The organism is Cupriavidus sp. 01L415 (assembly GCF_056400065.1).
This window is the reverse complement of sequence record NZ_JBFTSP010000032.1, coordinates 16,422-33,448: the sequence shown is the minus strand read 5'-3', so window position 1 is coordinate 33,448 and position 17,027 is coordinate 16,422. Positions and strand designations below refer to the sequence as shown.

Genomic DNA, 17,027 nt, shown 5'->3' with positions numbered 1-17,027 from the left:
CTCGCGATCAGGCTGCGAGCCAGGCATTCAGCGAGCGCAAGGATTCCTCGCTCAATTCCCCCGCCGCGGCAGCAAGCCGCAGGCGGCCAAGGAGGTAGTCCAGGCGTGCCTGAACCAGGTCGAGCTCAGCGGTGAATACGCGCTGCTGCGCGTCGAGCACGTCGGGTTGCGTACGGGTACCGACATCCCGGCCAAGCGTCGTTGCGGCGAGCGCGCTACGCGCTGAAGTCAACGACTGTTCGAGTGCGGCGACGCGCGATACACCAGTTTTCACCGAGAGGTATCCGTCCTGCACCTTCAGGCGCACGTCTCGCCGGGCGGCGGCAATCTCTTGCTCCGCCTGGCTCTTCCTCGCAACGGATTCCCGCTCGCGCGAATCCAGTCCGCCACCCGCGTACAGCGGAATATTGAGCTGCAAGCCGATCGTCGCGGTTCGGGAATTGCTGGCTGCAATCCAGGGAGCCAGGTTTCCGGTTTGCCCTTGTGCGCCATAACGCGCCACTAGCGCAACGGTCGGGCGACTGCCCACGCGGTATTTGTCGATCTCCGCACCGGCAACGTCGAGCTCCGACTGCCGGGTCTTGACGAGGTAGCTCTGCTCTTCACCCTTTGCCTGCCACGCCGTGAGATTGTCCGGTTCCGGTGGCCGCGGCGCGAAACCGGGCGCTAGCCCGTTGAGCTGATCGGGCGGCGTGCCGACGATTTCCAGGAAACGAGTGCGTCGTTGTTCGAGCGCAGACTGTGCCGCGACTTCGCGGCTCTCCACGCCATCCAGGCGCGCCTGGGCTTCATGGAGGTCGGTGATCTTGCCCTGCCCGATGTCGAAGCGTGCCTTCGCGCGGTCGCGTTGTAGTCGCAGGGCCGCCTTCTCAGCCTGCACCACCCGAAGCGTCTCCTCGCCCAACACCACGCCGAAGTATGCCTCGGCCACTCGCAAGGCCAAATCCTGGCGAGACTGTTCGAACTGCGTTTGCGCCAGGTTCGATTGCTCGTGCAACTGCTTCCTCGTCGCCACCGCGGACTTGTCGTAAAGGGGCTGCACGAGCATCACACCGGCCTGCCGCGCCGTGCCCGAACTATCGGCGGAGACCAACGGCGCGACCTCGGCAGGCGGGTTGGCGGACGATCGATTGTTGATCCGGTCCAAGGCCGCTTGCAGGCTTACGCGGGGACGCAGCAGCGCGTCGCCCTGCACAGCCTTCTCGCGCCCAGCCGTGAGCGCATCATTGGCAGCGAGGCTCGTTGGATCATGCGCCAATGCCTGCTGATACGCCCCCACGAGGTCGATAGCGCCCGACTCTCCGGCGTTCAGGAAAAGCATGCAGCCCAAGGCCACCTGCCCGGCCCGCAAGGCCATATTCATTCTCTTCATCGAAATTACTCTCAACGTCACATTTGCGATCAGACGACCGCAGGGCGCTTGGCCCGGTACCAGGTCGCATACAGAGCGGGGAGGAAGACGAGCGTCAGCACCGTGGCAACGGCGAGCCCCCCCATGATTGCCCATGCCATGGGGCCCCAGAACACGGAATGGGTCAGCGGCACCATCGCGAGAATTGCCGCCAGGGCAGTCAACACGATCGGACGCAGCCGCCGCACCGCCGCCTCGACGATGGCCGTCCACAGCGCGACGCCTGCGCCGACGTCCTGATCAATCTGCACGACCAGGATCACCGAGTTGCGAATAATCATTCCCGCGAGTGCGATGACGCCCAACATCGCAACAAAGCCGAACGGAATCTGGAACGCGGCCAGGATCGCGCTCACACCGATCAGCCCGAGCGGCGCGGTCAGCAGCACCATCGCCATCTTCTTCATGTCCTGCAGCTGAATCATCAGCAGCACGAGCACCGCGATGATCGTCAAAGGCATCACCGCGAAAACCGAACGCTGGGCCTTCGCACTCGATTCGGAAGCGCCACCGATCTCGATGCCATAGCCGAGCGGAAGGTCCTTCGTCAGCGCATCGATCTTCGGCTGCAGCGCGCGCGTGACGTCAGGGGCCTGGGCCCCCACAATATCGGCACGAACGGTCAGCGTAGGCACGCGGTTGCGCCGCCACAGCTCGCTGTCCTCGCTGTCCAGCGCGAGCCGGGCCACCTGCGACACCGGCACAAATTTGCCGTCGCGCACATAGATTTTTGCGTCCTTCAAGTTGTTCAGGTCCGTTCGTTCCGCAGCGACGAGGCGCGAAACCACGTCGATACCCTGGTCGTCCTCGCGGTACTGCGTGATGGGCGTGCCCGACAGCGATGCCTCAAGCGCCTCCTTGATTTGCCCCGAGCTCACTCCCAACACACGGGCCTTGTCCTGGTCGACGTCAACCTGCACGCGCTTGATGCGCTCACCCCAGTCCTGATTGACCTGGCGCACGTGCGTTTCTTGACGCATGATGTCCGCCACCTGCTGGCCGATTGCGCGAACCTTGGCGTTGTCCTGCCCAAATACGCGAAACTGCACCGGGTAACCGACAGGCGGGCCGTTCTCCAGGCGATTGACGCGGCCACGCACGTTCGGGAGCTTTTCATCGAACAGCTTCTCGAGCTTCTCCCTCACCCGCTCCCGCGCCTCGCCGCCCTTCGTCATCACCAGCATCTCCCCCAAGTTCAGATTGGGCGTCTGCACATCGAGCGGCAGGTAGAAACGCGGCGCGCCGTTACCGACAAAGCTGGTCACTGCCGCAATGTCCGGATCGCCCTTGAGCAGGCCTTCCAGCTTCTGGACTTCGCGCTGACTCGCCTCGAACGTCGAGGCCTTCGGCATCCACAGGTCCACAATTAGTTCGGCCCGGTCCGATGCGGGAAAAAATTGCTGGGGTACTGCCTTGAACAGCATCAGTGCGCCCACGAACGCGGCGAGCGTGACGCCTATCACCCACACGCGATGCCGCAGGCAAAAATCGATGAAACGGCGGAACTTGACATAGAAGCCACGCTGGTAGACGGCATCCTCGTCATGCGACGCGTGCGCATGCTCCTTCAACAGCTTGTAGCCGATGTATGGCGTGAAGAGCACGGCCACGATCCACGACAGCACCAGCGAAATTCCCACTACCTGGAACAGCGAGTACACATACTCGCCCGTACCCGACTTCGCGAAGCCGACTGGAAGGAATCCCGCCGCAGTGATCAGCGTGCCGGTGAGCATCGGGAAAGCGGTGGCCGTGTAGGCATATGTGGCGGCACGGAACTTGTCCCAGCCCTGCTCGAGCTTCAGCGCCATCATTTCGACAGCAATGATGGCGTCGTCCACCAACAGCCCGAGCGCGATGATCAGCGCACCAAGCGAGATGCGCTGCAAGTCGATGCCCATCACGTACATCGCGAGGAACGTCATGGCGAGCACGAGTGGGATGCTAAGCGCAACGACTAATCCCGTCCGGAAGCCCAGCGACAGGAAGCTTACGATGAGCACGATGATCACCGCCTCGGCGAGGCTTTTCTTGAACTCAAACACGGAATGCTCGACGATGCGTGGCTGGTCGCTGACCGCGTGGATCTGCACGCCGACCGGCAGAGTGGACTCGATGCGCTTGACCGTTTCGTCCAACCTTGTGCCGAGCCGAATCACGTCACCGCCTTTGCGCATGCTCACCGCCAGTCCAATCGCCTCATTGCCGTTGAAGCGCATCCTCGAGGTGGCGGGCTCCACAAAGCCCCGGCGGACGTCGGCGATATCGCCAAGACGGAAGGTACGCTGGCCGGCACGGATGCCGATGGCGCGAATTTTCTCGACCGAGTCAAACTCGCCACTGACAGCCAACCGGACTTGTTCCGCGGTGGTTTGCACCGTCCCGCCCGATGTCACGGCATTGGTTTGTGCGAGCGTCGACGCGATCAGTGCCGGGTCGATCCCCAGCGAGGCCAGCTTGGCGGTTGAGACTTCCACGTAGATTTTCTGTTCCTGCTTGCCTACCAGGTCGACCTTGTTGACGTCGTCGACACGAAGGAACTCATTACGCGCGTCATCTGCAATCCGTCTCAGGTCGTCATAGTCGAAGCCATCGCCCGTGATGGCATAGAGGTTACCGAACGTGTCTCCGAACTCGTCATTGAAGAATGGGCCCTGTGTGCCCTGTGGCAAGGTATGCCGGATGTCCCCCATCTTCTTGCGGACCTGGTACCACACATCGGGCACCGCGCCGGGTGGTACATCCTCGCGCAGGTTGACCTTGACCTGCGTTTCGCCCGGCTTCACATAGGTGGACGTATAGTCGATCTCTGCCACCTCTTGCAACTTGCGCTCGATCTTGTCGGTGACCTGGTCGGCCATCTGCTGCGCGGAGCTTCCGGGCCAGTAGGCTTGCACGACCATGGTCTTGATCGTGAACTCGGGGTCTTCCTTCTGGCCCAGACTGCTGTAGGCCAGCACGCCCGCCACGGACAACAGCAGCAGCAGGAACGCGACCATCTGCTGGTGCTTCAGTGCCCATTCGGACAGGTTGATACCTTTCACTTCACACCTCCCGCCTTGGCGACAGTTACCGCCTCGGCCACTTTCACCTGCTGGCCAGCCTGCAGCATGTGCACGCCGGCACTCACCACGGTCTCTCCGCCCGCCAGTCCCCCAACCACAATCACGCTGTCGTTCTGCGCTGCGCCCAGCTTGACTTCACGCGCGATAACCCGCGACGTCTTCGGGTCGACCACCCATACCTGGCGGCCACGTTCATGATCAACGATGGCAGTCAGGGGCACGCGAACTACGCCGCTGCCGTCCACGTCGGGTGTGATCACCGACGCTGTCATGCCTAGTCGAAGCAGTTCGGGATCTGCCTCCTGAATGGAGATGCGCGCCGAGTACGTTCGGGTGACGCTGTCCGCATCCGGCGCAAGCTCTCGGAGCTTGCCCGTCCAGGACTTTTCCGGCTGCGCCCACACCGAAATCGTCAGCGTCGGCGCTTTACGCAGTTCGTCGACTCGCGACTCCGGAATGCTGATCGAAACCTCGCGTTCGCCGTCAGCCGCGACGGTGGCGACAGTCTGCCCGGCTGAAACCACTTGGCCCGCTTCCGCGTTGATGGCGCTGACCACGCCATCGCGGTCCGCTAGGAGCGTGGTAAATCCGCGCATGTTGGCATTCAGCTGCTGGCGCGCCAGTGCCGAACGCAGTTGTGCTTCCGCCTGGTTAAGCGCTAGCCGCTGCTGGTCCAGCTCAGCTTGCGAGGCAAAGTTCTGGGCGAGCAGTTGCTCGGTACGCTTAACGTCCACCCGCGCCTGGGCTACCCGGCTTTTTGCCGCATCCGCTTCCGCACCCGCTGCGGCTACCTGCAATGTTTCCTGCGTGGGATCGAGTTGGAACAACTGCTGGCCGCGCTTGACATGGCTCCCAACTTCCACCATGCGCGCGACGATCTTGCCGGCTGTGCGGAAGCCCAACTGACTTTCGTAACGCGCACGAATCTCGCCCGAGTAGGTCCCACCGACCGACCCATCGGTACGTCCGGCGACCACTGTCCGCACCGGCCTCACGTCTTTGCGTTCGGGTTCTGGACCCGGGGTGCACGCGGCCAGCAGGTGCACCGCGGTGATGGTAAGAGCTGCCGCTCGAAGGTTCCTGTTCAATTTCTACGCTCCACTAAGGTCTGTCGCTCGCCTGCAAGTCATTAGCGATCCACGCCACCGAGCCGCTCCAATCGGACACGTGCTGGCGTCATTGACGGCAGGCCTGGTAGGGGATTCACCCTTCCCGAAGCCCGAAATATACATCATAATGACTTCATCGTCATGATGACGTATAGCTTATTTTGCGTGTGCGAGCGAGGCAACTATTTCGTCCCGGACCGCATGAGACGAAGAAAGCGCGCGCCTGCAGGATGTGGTGCGCAACGATAATCGCGGAGTGATGTGAACGACATAGGCCGCAGGAAGACCGGCGGCGCGCGGCGTTGTCGACGCATTAACTATGAGGAGAGAACAGATCAATGGCCCGGATGCAGACGCGATTCGCAGCTCAAACAGAACCGTGGAAGACTAGCGACCATCGTCAGCGAGTTGCGGCAAAGCGGCGGCAGCGTATGCGCTCGCTGTTGCTGAACAGTGCGATGCGCTTGATGCTGGAGAACAGCGCCTCGACGCCGTCCATCGACGACATCATCTCGGCAGCAGGGGTTTCACGCGGAACGTTCTACAAGTACTTTCCGTCGTCTGACGCGATCGTGCGAGAGCTTGTCGGGAAGATTGCTGAACAGTGGGTGCGAGCGGCCGCCCCCATCGTGCGCGACCATGACGACCCGGCCGAGCACATCGCCAGGGGAATACGGCTGGCGTCGCTACTGACAGTACACCAGCCGGCTGTGGCTGGCATCCTTGGCCGGCTCGGATGGGCGGGCTACCAGGCACCGAATATGCTGGAATTTGTCCGCAGGGACATAGAGGAAGGCGTTCGTCGCAATCGCTTCAAGCGCATGCCAATCGCCCTGGGCTTCAATATCGTTGCTGGAGCCGCAATGAGCGCCATGCAGAGCATGCTTGAAACGCAATGTCGCGAAGATTTTTCGGAACTCGCCGCTGCCGTGGCATTGCGCGCCTTGGGCGTGGAGGAATCCGCGGCCGATGCGATATCGAGGTCGCCGCTGCATGCGAGCGAAGCGCTATTCGACGGCTTGCTCGCGGAAACGATCAGCGATGCGCCCTAGCACTAGCTTTGCTCGCTAGTTGGAGGGCTCGGCCTTGGCGACGAGCTTCTCCTGGGCTTTTTCGAGCAAAGATTCTGGCGGAGCCACCAGCTTTGGTAAAGGCGCGGAGGTCAACCGTACCGCACTCGATGCAGGCACACCGAGCGACCGCAACACCGCCCGGACAATCCGTTCGGGATAATCCTTGGTTGTCCTTCCCTTGGCCATGCGGTGAACGGCGATTAGCCCGGCGCCGGCCACCATGTCCAATGCAACGTCGGCCGAAGCCTCGTCAAACGTGCCCCTCTTCAGGCCTTCCTTGACATCCGAGGGCAGGTATTCGTAGACGGCAGCACTCTTGTTGCCGACCAAAAGCAGGCCCGTACCGGAAAGAAATTGCGCCACGACGGGATAGGATCGCGCAAGGTGCAGGTATAAGCGAATACCCGTTGCAACACGTAACGCCGGGTCTTCGATATCGCCGACCACGCCCTCAATCATTTGCACCATGTCGTGACTGAGCGCGTCGCCGACAGCCGCCAGCAGATCCTCGTTAGTACGGAAGTAGTTGTAGAAGGAGCCTTGCGAGACGCCAGCTGACGCAATGACTTCCGGGATCACGCTGGCTCCGACACCCCTTTGCGCAAAAACGATCATCGCGCTTTCAATGAGACGCTGGCGCATCCGTGCACGCCGTTCTGCGGCAACGCGAGGGCGATGGTCTTTGGGATCAGGAACGGCAGGCATCTTCAATTAGAGGACCTTATGTGACGAGGCAATTATATCAATTTGCCGCTACAACGCCGCCAACATGGCGTATGCCATGAACGCCCTGGCTGCAGCGGCGTCAGTGCGCTTCTTATAACATACACAATGTCATGATGACAATAAAATCATTATGTGAAAGAATGCGGAACTCAGGAAGAGTTCCGGTGCGCTCACGCGCCGCTTGCCTCACGCAACGAGGCCGATAATTTCCCCCAAGGAGACGTCGTGTATCAGAACCACTCCTCGCTGCCAGTTCCCATGCAGGATCCGGACAGGCTGATGGCATGCGAGCATTGCGACGCACTCCATGCGCGCGTGGCGCTGAAACCGGACGAATGTGCCACGTGCCTGAGGTGCGGCGGTGCGCTCTATCGCGACAGCTCGCGTGCCTATCGCCGCCTACTTCCTTTCGTGGTGACCGCACTGGTCCTGTTTCTGATCTCGAATGCGTACCCAATTGTTGTTATGGAACTCAAGGGCTCCCGCATGGAGACCACGCTATGGGGCGCCGTACAGACACTCTACGTGGACGACATGGCGCTGGTGGCGATGCTCGTGTTTGCCACGACGATCCTGCTTCCGCTGGCCGAATTGCTCATGATGTGCTACCTGCTCGTGCCAATGGCGCAACATCACATGCCACCGGGGTTCGACCGCATCGTGCGCGGCATTCGCCAGACGCGGCCGTGGGGCATGATCGAAGTGTTCATGATCGGCGTGTTGGTCACGGTGGTGAAGCTGTCCACCATCGCGCAGGTGCTGCCTGGCGCCGCCCTCTGGTCGTTCGGTGCACTTGTGGTCGTACTTGCCGCCATTCTGTCCTTCGATCCGCGCGAACTGTGGCACCACCTCGACGCGCACGTTACAGATGACGTACCGCCCTGCTCGCCGGATGCCGCATCATGACCGCGGCTCAATCGCCCTGCGCTACCGCCACTTCGCGCGGACTGCTGTCGTGCCACGTTTGCGACCTGCTCAGTCCGATGACGCTCGAGGCCGAACCGTGTCCGCGCTGCGGTACCGTGCTGCATCATCGCAAGCCGGCCAGCGTGGCGCGCGCCTGGGCCTTCCTGTTGGCCGCCTACCTTTTGTATATTCCGGCCAATCTGCTGCCGGTAATGGTGACGCAGTCAATTTTCGGCACGCAGCACGACACCATCATGTCTGGCGTGATCTATCTGTGGTTGTCCGGCTCATACATGCTGGCAATCGTGGTGCTGATCGCCAGCATCATCGTCCCGTTGCTGAAGATGATGATCCTGACATTGCTGCTGCTATCGGTGCGCCGCGGATCGACCTGGCGCCTCCGCGAGCAGACCAGGCTCTACACCCTGGTCGAAGTCATCGGTCGGTGGTCCATGCTCGATATCTTCGTCGTCGCACTGCTGGCCTCGCTGGTGCAGGCCGGAGCGCTGGCCACGATCACGCCCGGGGCCGGGGCCCTGGCCTTTGCCTCGGTTGTCGTACTGACCATGCTCGCGTCACTGAGCTTTGATCCCCGTCTGCTGTGGGATGCGCTCGAGACGTCGCCTTCCTCCATCGAATTGCAGCACTCCGATCATGCCCGAACACGTTAATCATCCCCCGCCTCATGGTATACCGCAGCCGGGGCGCAAGCCTCGCGCGCGCTGGCTACCCTCGCTCGTCTGGCTGATCCCCATCGTTGCGGCGGTGGTCGGACTTTCACTGCTGATCAACACGCTAGCATCACGCGGGCCCGAGATCACCGTCACTTTCCGCACCGCCGAAGGCCTGACACCAGGCAAGACCCCTGTGCGCTACAAGGACGTCGATATTGGGCTGGTCAAGACGGCACGGCTGGCAGAGGACCGTTCCCATGTGGTAGCGACGATTGCCCTGACCAAGGATGCCAAGAGCTTCGCCGTGTCCGACACGCGCTTCTGGGTGGTACGGCCGCGCTTTGCCCTCAGTGGTGTATCGGGGCTCGAGACGCTGCTATCGGGGGCATATATCGGCGTGGATGCGGGCAAGTCAGGCGAGACGACGCGCAGCTTCACCGGGCTCGAAGTCCCGCCGACTGTCACTGCCGATGCCTCAGGCAGGCAGTTCGTACTGCGTGCGCAAGACCTGGGCTCGCTCGACATCGGCTCACCGGTCTACTATCGTCGCGTGCAGGTCGGCCACGTGGTGGCGTATCAACTCGAACCGAACGGACGCGACATCACGCTGCGGGTCTTCGTCAACAAGCCATATGACAAGCTAGTTTCCGCCGATACGCGCTTTTGGCACGCCAGCGGCGTCGACCTGAAGCTCGACGCGAACGGGCTGAAGCTCTCCACGCAGTCGCTGGTCACCGTGATGCTTGGCGGCCTGGCCTTCCAGGCCCCGGAGCACTCGACCGCGCACGCCGCGGCCGCCGAGAACACCGAGTTCCTGCTGGCGGCGGACCAGTCCGAAGCCATGAAGGAACCGGATGAGCTCGCCCCCGCGCTGGCAGTGCTCAACTTCGATCAGTCCGTGCGCGGCCTGTCGCCGGGTGCGCCAGTCGATTTCCGCGGTGTGACCGTTGGGCAGGTGCGTTCGATCGGTATCGAATACCAGCGTGACAAGAAGGCCTTCCGCATGCCCGTGGTGGTCGAGCTCTATCCGTCTCGCATGGGTCTGCGCGAGAAGGACGTGGCCGACGACATGCGCAAGCGCGCCATCGTGCATGGCCTGGTACAGCGCGGCATGCGCGCGCAGTTGCGCACCGGCAACCTGCTGACCGGTCAGATGTATGTGGCACTCGATTTCTTTCCGAAAGCGTCCTTGCCGGTTGATCTGGACCTGAGCGCGTCGGTGCCTGAGCTCCCCACCACACCAGGCACCTTCGACGAGCTACAAGCCAAGCTTGGCGACATCGTGACCAAGATCGGCAAGGTGCCGTTCGACCAGATCGGGCAGGACGCGCGCACGGCGATGGTGTCGATGAACAAGATGCTCGTCAACGCGGACAAGCTCGTGGCACGGGTCAATGGCGACGTGGCACCGCAGGTGCTCGCCGCACTGCAGGATGTGCGCCGCACACTCGCCACGGCCAATGGCGCGCTGGCGCCCGACGCAGCACTGCAACAGGATACGCGCCGGATGATGCAGGAACTCACGCAAACAGCCGTCTCGCTGCGCATGCTCACCGAATATCTCGAGCGGCATCCCGAAGCGCTCCTGCAAGGCAAGAGGGAAGAGAAATGATGAAACGTCTGACGATGCTTGTTACGCTGGCCGTCGCGGTCATGACCACGATGAACGGCTGCGCGTCGCCCGACGCGCGCTACTACACGTTAGCTGCCAGTCGCTCCGACGCCGCGCCGGCCGTGACGGGGCGAGCCAGCCGCAGCGGTAACCCGTCATGGATCGAGGTCACGCCGGTGCGCGTGCCCGAGCGGCTGAACCGCATTCAGTTGGTGGTGCGTGACGGTACCGGCGGGGGCGTCAAGCTGTCCGACACATCGCGCTGGACGTCACCGTTGCCCAACGAATTGCGCGATGCGCTGTCGCAGCAACTGCAATCGAGCCTTGATGCGGTGGATGTCTACCATCACGGCCTGTCGGCGACGCAGCCGGCCTTCCGCGTAACGACCGAGGTGGTAAACCTCGACGCCAATGTGGGCGAGTGGGCAGCGGCGACCATCGCCTGGACCGTGCAGCGACTGCCAGACGGGAAAGCTCTGAGCGGCCGCATCGAAACAGAGGTGCCGGCGCCCGGGCAGATGGAGGGCGTGGTGAATGCGTATCGGGAGATCCTCGCGGCAACCGCGGCCGATATAGCAGCTGGCGTGCAATCGCTTAACCGGTAGACGCGCGAGAATGCGCAAGGCATGGGTGCCGCCAGCCTGTTCGATATGTGCTGTCGGCGATGGGATCGTCGGGAGGCCGCAGGCACCTCCAAGCGATACGGTTTTCCGAGCTATCAGAATCAAGTGAAAGGAAATAGCATGAGCTACTTCACATTAACATCGCCGGAACTCAAGGATCAGGATCCGTTGCAACTGGTGCATGAGTTCGATGGCTACGACGGCACCGGCCGGAACCGTTCGCCCGCGCTGAAATGGCAGGGCGCGCCGGAAGGCACCAAGGGTTTTGCGCTGACGCTGTACGACCCGGACGCGCCCACCGGCAGCGGCTTCTGGCACTGGATCCTGTTCGACATCGATTCGTCCGTCACCCAGCTCGCCGCAGGCCTGGGCTCAAGCGACGGCGCCGATCTGGGCGCCAGCGGCACTCAGGCCGCCAACGACTACGGCGCCATCGGCTACGGCGGACCCTGCCCGCCCAAGGGCTTGCCCGCGCACCGCTACATCTTCACCGTGCACGCGCTGGGCGTGCCCGAGCTCGGGTTGCCGCCAAACCCGACCAACGCTGTGGTGCGTTTCTTAATCTACCAGAACACACTCGCCACGGCCACCCTGACCGGCCTCTACAAACGCTAGATTTCGCGGCTGCGCGAGGACAACAAGCAAGAAGCCTTGTCGCGAACTTCGGAAACAGACAAGCCAAACCTACTGCCACCGTGCCACATCTGGACGCTACCGGTTCCATCCCACCGACGGTGGGGGCCTGCTAGCCAAGGAGCCTACCCGTTCTTCTGGTGCATACTCCAATGTTCTGAATGTCAGGCAACTGGAATGGCGGACGATCGAACTATTGGGATTGAACGGCCGGAGCTGCCGGCTGAACGGGGCGTTGCGCAATATCAGCGGCTGGCTTCGTTGCTGAGGTACCGGATCGCAAAGGGCGAGTATCCGCTAGGCATGCTGCTGCCGCCGATCACGCAGCTCGCGGCTGACCTCGGCGTGGCCGTCGTCAGCGTCCGGCAGGCGTATGAGTTGCTTTCTAAAGAAGGGCTGATTCGTAGCCAGCGGGGCATCGGGACCCACGTGGCTGCCCTGCCCGCCGCCACTGGCGACATCGAATTGGCGATCAACGATCCGTTCGCCGCGCCTGAGGCGCTCGCCTTTGAGCTACTCGAAGTCCGGCGCCGCACTGGGGTGCCGCAGGAACTGCTTGGACCGGGGGACCAGTCGGACGGCGAGTATGTCTGTGTCCGCAAGCTGCACACCTATTCCGGCGAGCCGTTCTGCTACGCGGAGATCTATGTGTTGGCCCCGGTCTTCGACGCCTTGCCCAAGGACACCGCCAAGAAGAAAAAGCTTCTCGCCGCGGTGCTCGATGAACTGGGCTCGCGGAGCAAACGTGTGCGACAACGCATGACCGTGATGCCGGCGGATTTTCCTCTGTGCGATATGCTGAAGATCCCGTTCGCCTCACCCGTCGCGAAGATGTCGCGGCGTCTTCTTGACGGCAAAGGCAGCGTGCTGTACGCAGGCGTCACTTGGTATCGGGGTGATCGGTACGTCTCAGAGATCGACATCCCCGCGTCCGCATTGAAAACGGTGCCCGCCATCACCGAACCCCAACGCCGGGCAGCTCGTAACACTAGCGAGCGCAAGCAAGGCTAAAGGCGTCCTCGTTCAGACCATAGGGTAAACAAGGGGCAGAAAAAACCTTCCGCAGCCTCTAACATTCCAACATTAGAACTTTAGGAGTATCACGTGACATGCAGGCCTGGCAGCGGTTAGCCAGGCTGCACCGTTGCGCTGGACGCTTCTATTCCTCCGGCGCGTTGCCGCCGCAGCTCTGATTTCCCGCCGGACCGGCGTGCCTCGTCCGTCTCATCAAAGGGCGGCTTTCTTCCACTGTTTCACAGCCTCTACTAAATGGAGACAACTCATGACTGCAAGGATTCTCACGCAGCCCACCACGTCCACTGGCGCCCTGCTGCCGCTGCCCGCCCTGCCGCAGGACAAGCTGCTGACCGTCAACATCGAGCAGATCCCGCTGATCAAGGATGTCTTTCCGGGCATCCACATCAAGCCGCTGCGCCTCGACCCGGAGCGCGGAGAGTGGGTCTTCATGGCCATCGTGGAACCTGGTTGTTCCCTGCCGATTCACTACCACACCGGTACGGCGCAGGTGTGGACGATCCAGGGCTGCTGGAAGTATCGCGAGTACCCCGACCAGCCGCAGACGGCGGGCTCCTACCTGTACGAGCCCGGCGGCTCGGTGCACACCTTCTACACCCCCGAGGACAACACCGAGGACACGATCACCATCGCCTGGATCGAAGGCGCGCAAGTGAGCTTCAACGAGGACGGCACGTTCCACTCGCTCAATGACGCGCTCTCGATCCAGTACGCGATCCAGACTCTCGCGGCGGCGCGCGGCATTGGTCCAGTGCCCTACGTCCGCGGCAACGGCAACGACGTTACCGAGGGATAAAACGCGACTTACACCATGGCAGGCCGCTCGTCGGCCTGCGCGGTGCCCGTTCCTCTGCTCCTTATAGAGCAGCGTGCACGACACCGATCAGATCAATCAGTGACGACCCATCAATCCGCGAGATTGAGCGAGTGCAACATGAGAATGATCCAAGCCAAGAGGATGCCGATACTGCCCGTGCTGATTTTGCTGGTGTTGCTGGCGACGCCGCTAGCCGCAGGAGCCTGGGAGCGCGGCAAGGTTGAGACATTCGCCACTTTGCCCCCGGGTGAGGCGCATCCCGAGGGGATCACCGTGGACCGCGAGGGCAACGTCTACGTGGTCACGGTGGCGGCGAATAAGCCCAGGACGAGCGAGGGGACGCTTCTTGTGTTCGACCCGCAGGGCAAGCACCTGCGCACTGTCAGCATCAAGGGCTCAAGCAGATTGTTACTTGACCTCGGCTTCCAGCCTCGGACGGGCCAGTTGCTCGTTGTCGACTACCTGGGCGCGAAGGTCCTGAGCGTCGACCCGCGGACGGGTGCCTCTTCCATATTCATGACGGTCACCGGCAAGAACCCCGGCCTCGACGGGATGACGTTCGACCCCGCCGGAAACGTCTATGTGACCGACGCCCACCAGGGAATCATCTGGAAAGTCGGACCCGACGGCGGCGAAGCGTCTGCATGGGTCACCAGCGCGCTGCTGAAGCCCACGCGGATACCACCGACCATCGGCGCCAATGGACTGGCGTTCAATAACAAGAGGACGGCCTTGTTCGTCGCCAATACGGCGAACGATATTGTTGTCAGGATACCGGTGACCGGCTCGACGCTCGAGCCCGGCACACCTGAAGTCTTCGTCAACCGGATTGGCGGCGGACCCGACGGTCTGATCATCGACGAGCACGACAACCTCTGGATCGCGTGCAACCAGTCCAACGAGATTCTGGTGATCGAGCCGAAGCAGGGACAAGTGATTGCCAAGCTCGGCGACTTCGGCGGCATCGATCGCAAGGGGGCACCCATCGGCTTTCTTTGGTCGAACAGCCTCGTCTTCCATGGCGGCGACGTTCTTGTCACCAACCTCTCGCTCGATGTCGAGACGTCCATTGCGCAGCTCAGTGACGAGCTTGGCCTCGCGCATCTCATGGACAAAAATCTGCGCACCATCGATGGGCCGTGGGCGCGCGGTGTGAAGCTCCACACCATCTCGAAAATCAAGAAGCGGATACCAGAGCTAGCCAGACCGGAGACCGACCGATGATCGATGTCTTGTTGCAAGCGCGATGTGGCGGCCAATCGGCAGGCAACGGTAGCCTTCGGGCCAGCCGTCATACATTGCCCCACCGGGATGAAACGGATATGAAGAAAGAGCAGGCAACAGGGCCGCTGGCCGGCGTGAAAGTCGTTGACATCACGTCAGTATTCATGGGGCCCTCTGCCACCCAGATGCTGGCTGACCTTGGCGCCGATGTGATCAAGGTCGAGTCTCCGACTGGAGACAGTACGCGCGGCATCGGTCCCTGCGGCGATGAAAAGCTGGGGCCACTCTTCCTGGGCCTGAACCGCAACAAGCGCAGCATCGTGCTTGACCTGAAAGCGCCCGAGGGGCGGGAGGCCCTGCTTTGCCTGGTACGGGATGCTGACGTGCTGGCCTACAACGTGCGCCCGCAGGCCATGCAGCGGCTGGGGCTGGACTATGAAACGCTGTCGACCATCAATCCGCGCCTGGTCTATGTCGGCATGTTCGGCTTTTCGCAGCGGGGACGCTACGCGCCGCAGGCTGCCTTTGATGACCTGATCCAGGCCGCAACCGGCCTGCCGCTGGCCGTTTCCCTGGGCAGCGGCGACGGTCCCCGATACCTGCCGATCACCATCGCGGATCGCTCGGTGGGACTCTATGCTTTCGGCGTGATCTGTGCCGCCCTGTATTCGCGCACGAGCACCGGCAAGGGCCAGCGCGTTGATGTCCCCATGTTCGAGACCATGGTTCCCTATGTGATGGGAGACCACCTGTACGGAGAGACCTTCGTCCCGCCAAAGGGCGGCTTCGGCTATCCGCGCCTGCTTTCGCCTGAGCGGCGCCCGTACCTGACGAAGGACGGACATGTCTGCTGCCTGATCTATCACGATCATCATTGGCGGTCCTTCCTCCAGGTCATTGGTAAGCCGGAGTTGTACGACACCGATCCGCGCTTCGCCAACATCAACACCCGCACCGCCAACATCACCGACCTGTATGCGATGGTTAGCGACGAAATGGCCAAGCGCACCACCGAGGAATGGAGCACCCTGCTCAAGCAGGCCGATGTTCCGGTCTTTCCGATGCACACGTTCGAGTCGCTGCTTGACGATCCCCATCTGCGCGACATCGGTTTCTTCAGCGAATCGGACCACCCGGCCGTCGGGCGGATCCGGGAGATGGCCGTGCCCAGCGAATGGCATGGCACCCCACCGGCCCGCCGTCGCCATGCACCCGGCCTGGGTGAGCATAGCCGTGAGGTACTGCGTGAGGCCGGCTACGACGACGACGCCATCGATGCGCTGTTCGCGTCAGGCACCTCCAGGGATGGGTCAAGAGCGCAACGAACCGAAAGAGAAGGCCCCCATGAATGATGAATTGCTGAGCGAGGTCCGGGACGCAGCACTCTACCTGACCATCAACCGGCCGGAGCGCCGCAATGCCATCACGCCGGGGGTGGTGCAGGGACTTCGCGACGGCATCCTGCGCGCCGATCGCGATGCCGACATCCGCGCTGTGGTCATTACCGGAACGGGCGAGCAGGCGTTCTGCGCCGGCGCCGATCTGCAGACCGGCAAATCCTTTGCCTTCGATTACGCGGATCCCTACCAAGGGATGGCCGACCTGTTCCGCTGCGCCAGGCAGTCGACGGTGCCGCTGATCGCCCGTGTCAACGGCGCCTGCATGGCGGGCGGCATGGGGCTGATGGCGATGTGCGATCTGGCGATAGCTAGCGAAGGCGCCCGCTTCGGCCTGCCGGAGGTCAAGCTGGGCTTGTTCCCGGCGCAGGTCCTGAGCGTGCTGCAGCACTTGGTGCCACGCCGCAGGCTCACCGAATTGTGCCTGTGCGGCGAGCCACTGTCCGCGAGGGAAGCGCTGGCCGCAGGACTCGTCAACGATGTCAGCGACGATATCGACGGCAGGCTGGATTTGCTGCTGACCCGCCTGCTGAACAATTCGCCCGCCGCCATCCGTCGAGGCCTGTACACGCTCAAGCATATGGAAACCATGTCGTTCGAGCAGTCCATGGCGTTCACGGAAAGCCAGATAGGGCTGTTTGCACTGACCGAGGATGCGCGCGAAGGCCAGCTGGCATTCGGCGAGAAGCGCCAGCCGATGTGGACTGGCAGATAGGGAGATG

At 62.3% G+C, this 17,027-nt stretch carries 15 protein-coding genes; 11 read left to right on the top strand and 4 right to left on the bottom strand.

The window, feature by feature from the left end:
* Positions 1–7: 7 nt before the first annotated feature.
* Genes AC1DOX_RS26900 through AC1DOX_RS26890 form a run of 3 tightly spaced genes read right to left on the bottom strand, consistent with a single transcriptional unit; the run spans position 8 to position 5,564 of the window.
* Positions 8–1,363 carry a TolC family outer membrane protein gene (locus AC1DOX_RS26900; RefSeq protein WP_441622833.1) on the bottom strand — a complete coding sequence of 452 codons (1,356 nt, stop codon included), beginning with the start codon at positions 1,361–1,363 and terminating at the stop codon, positions 8–10.
* A gap of 38 nt (positions 1,364–1,401) precedes the next feature.
* On the bottom strand, positions 1,402–4,455 hold the full coding sequence (locus AC1DOX_RS26895) for an efflux RND transporter permease subunit (protein ID WP_441622831.1): 3,054 nt from the start codon (positions 4,453–4,455) through the stop codon (positions 1,402–1,404).
* Positions 4,452–5,564, bottom strand: coding sequence for an efflux RND transporter periplasmic adaptor subunit (locus tag AC1DOX_RS26890; RefSeq protein WP_441622829.1), 1,113 nt, complete (start codon positions 5,562–5,564; stop codon positions 4,452–4,454). The genes AC1DOX_RS26895 and AC1DOX_RS26890 overlap by 4 nt, the downstream gene beginning before the upstream one ends.
* 452 nt (positions 5,565–6,016) lie before the next feature.
* Between AC1DOX_RS26890 and AC1DOX_RS26885 the strand changes: the two genes are divergently transcribed.
* The gene (locus AC1DOX_RS26885) at positions 6,017–6,637 is read left to right on the top strand and encodes a TetR/AcrR family transcriptional regulator (RefSeq protein WP_441622827.1); all 621 of its coding nucleotides are present in this window, start codon (positions 6,017–6,019) and stop codon (positions 6,635–6,637) included.
* Positions 6,638–6,652: 15 nt separating this feature from the next.
* Here the strand turns inward: AC1DOX_RS26885 and AC1DOX_RS26880 are convergent, their stop codons facing one another.
* Positions 6,653–7,300 carry a TetR/AcrR family transcriptional regulator gene (locus AC1DOX_RS26880; protein ID WP_441622825.1) on the bottom strand — a complete coding sequence of 216 codons (648 nt, stop codon included), beginning with the start codon at positions 7,298–7,300 and terminating at the stop codon, positions 6,653–6,655.
* Between the two features lie 342 nt (positions 7,301–7,642).
* Between AC1DOX_RS26880 and AC1DOX_RS26875 the strand changes: the two genes are divergently transcribed.
* The 10 genes from AC1DOX_RS26875 to AC1DOX_RS26830 all read left to right on the top strand — a co-directional run bounded on the left by AC1DOX_RS26875 (position 7,643) and on the right by AC1DOX_RS26830 (position 17,020).
* Positions 7,643–8,290: a paraquat-inducible protein A gene (locus tag AC1DOX_RS26875; protein ID WP_441622881.1), complete on the top strand. Its 648-nt coding sequence runs from the start codon at positions 7,643–7,645 to the stop codon at positions 8,288–8,290.
* Positions 8,287–8,961, top strand: coding sequence for a paraquat-inducible protein A (locus tag AC1DOX_RS26870; protein ID WP_441622823.1), 675 nt, complete (start codon positions 8,287–8,289; stop codon positions 8,959–8,961). The genes AC1DOX_RS26875 and AC1DOX_RS26870 overlap by 4 nt, the downstream gene beginning before the upstream one ends.
* A complete protein-coding gene (locus tag AC1DOX_RS26865) occupies positions 8,945–10,576 on the top strand; it encodes a PqiB family protein (protein ID WP_441622821.1) in 1,632 nt (543 codons plus the stop codon). The genes AC1DOX_RS26870 and AC1DOX_RS26865 overlap by 17 nt, the downstream gene beginning before the upstream one ends.
* Positions 10,573–11,181 (top strand): PqiC family protein, encoded by a 609-nt coding sequence (locus tag AC1DOX_RS26860; RefSeq protein WP_441622819.1) that lies wholly within the window; start codon positions 10,573–10,575, stop codon positions 11,179–11,181. The genes AC1DOX_RS26865 and AC1DOX_RS26860 overlap by 4 nt, the downstream gene beginning before the upstream one ends.
* Before the next feature lie 138 nt (positions 11,182–11,319).
* A complete protein-coding gene (locus tag AC1DOX_RS26855) occupies positions 11,320–11,814 on the top strand; it encodes a YbhB/YbcL family Raf kinase inhibitor-like protein (RefSeq protein WP_441622817.1) in 495 nt (164 codons plus the stop codon).
* 195 nt (positions 11,815–12,009) lie between these two features.
* Complete coding sequence (locus tag AC1DOX_RS26850) at positions 12,010–12,843, top strand: GntR family transcriptional regulator (protein ID WP_441622815.1); 834 nt, start codon at positions 12,010–12,012, stop codon at positions 12,841–12,843.
* 271 nt (positions 12,844–13,114) lie between these two features.
* The gene (locus tag AC1DOX_RS26845) at positions 13,115–13,663 is read left to right on the top strand and encodes a 2,4'-dihydroxyacetophenone dioxygenase family protein (protein WP_441622813.1); all 549 of its coding nucleotides are present in this window, start codon (positions 13,115–13,117) and stop codon (positions 13,661–13,663) included.
* Between the two features lie 144 nt (positions 13,664–13,807).
* Complete coding sequence (locus AC1DOX_RS26840; RefSeq protein ID WP_477101581.1) at positions 13,808–14,908, top strand: SMP-30/gluconolactonase/LRE family protein; 1,101 nt, start codon at positions 13,808–13,810, stop codon at positions 14,906–14,908.
* Positions 14,909–15,006: 98 nt separating this feature from the next.
* Positions 15,007–16,260 (top strand): CaiB/BaiF CoA transferase family protein, encoded by a 1,254-nt coding sequence (locus AC1DOX_RS26835; RefSeq protein WP_477101585.1) that lies wholly within the window; start codon positions 15,007–15,009, stop codon positions 16,258–16,260.
* Positions 16,253–17,020 carry an enoyl-CoA hydratase/isomerase family protein gene (locus AC1DOX_RS26830; protein ID WP_441622809.1) on the top strand — a complete coding sequence of 256 codons (768 nt, stop codon included), beginning with the start codon at positions 16,253–16,255 and terminating at the stop codon, positions 17,018–17,020. Before AC1DOX_RS26835 ends, AC1DOX_RS26830 begins: the two co-directional genes overlap by 8 nt.
* The last annotated feature ends 7 nt before the right edge of the window (positions 17,021–17,027 follow it).